Source organism: Rhizobium sp. Rhizsp42, from assembly GCF_047304155.1.
Classification (GTDB): Bacteria; Pseudomonadota; Alphaproteobacteria; order Rhizobiales; family Rhizobiaceae; genus Rhizobium.
Window position 1 is genome coordinate 1 of record NZ_JBGLYS010000105.1, and the last position, 1,151, is coordinate 1,151.

The 1,151-nt window shown below is 60.0% G+C and carries 1 protein-coding gene; it reads left to right on the forward strand.

What is annotated here, in order from left to right:
* Positions 1-859: IS110 family transposase (locus tag ACCD05_RS31725; protein WP_413397635.1), on the forward strand; the 859-nt coding region annotated here is incomplete at its 5' end.
* Positions 860-1,151 lie beyond the last annotated feature (292 nt).

Consider the following 1,151-nt stretch of genomic DNA (forward strand, 5'->3'; position numbering starts at 1 on the left):
ATCGCTCGTGCCCAGGCGTGCGGGCGACCGGGTGAAGACAAACCGCCGGGATGCCGTAAGCCTGGCGCGGCTGCACCGGGCGGGCGAACTGACCTCGGTCTGGGTTCCGGACGAAGGTCATGAGGCGATCCGCGACCTGGTACGAGCCCGCGAAGCTGCCAACGACGCGCTGAAACAGGCGCGTCAGCAACTTCAATCTTTCTTGTTGCGTCACGGCCGCATCTATACCGGACGCAAGCCATGGACGCGCGCCCATGTACGGTGGCTGGCGTGCCAGGGATTTGATCACCCCGCCCACCAAATCCTGTTGGCAGAATATTGCCAGGCCATCGAGGATGCCGGCGTGCGTCTGGACAGGCTAACGAAGTTGGTGGCGGAGACCGCAGCTTCCTGGTCGATGGCGCCGGTTGTGGCCGCCTATCAAGCGATGCGCGGCGTCGCGTTCATGACGGCGGTCACCTTTGTCGTCGAAATCGGCGACGTCAGGCGCTTTGATAATCCCCGTCAGTTGATGGCATATCTTGGCCTCGTGCCGTCGGAGAGCTCGACGGGCGAACGGGTCAAGCGTGGTGGGATTACCAAGGCGGGTAACACAAGGGCTCGAAGAGTTCTCATTGAAGGGGCTTGGACATATCGCTTCCCTGCACGGGTAAGCCCGACGATCCAGGCACGGCTGGAGGGACTGCCAAGGACAGTTCGCGAGATTGCCTGGAAAGGCCAAATACGGCTTTGCGCGCGCTATCGAAAACTAATCGCGGCAGGCAAGCCGAAGGTCGTCGCGGTCACCGCCATTGCGCGAGAAATGGCCGCGTTCCTGTGGGCGATTGGGCAGGAGGTCGCTCCTGCAACAAAGGTTTAAAGCGCCGACCGTCGGCGGAAAATTATCGAGAAACTCAATCATCTGTCTGATGTGCAAAGTTGGAGGCAGGGCTCCGGTGGGGAACCCTCGCGGACTCTATGTGGCGGATACATCCATGCCCGAGATTAGACAGAGGCAGCCCCAGACGAACACACGGAAATGCGGTACCCAACCCGCGTATAAGAGTATGCCAGCCGTCGTCTAAATGCCCTGTCTCCTGCTTTGTGCATCAGCTTTACGCATGACCTCCTCGTCAAAGGCGAAAGAAAAAACGCGCCTAACGAGCTTGCAA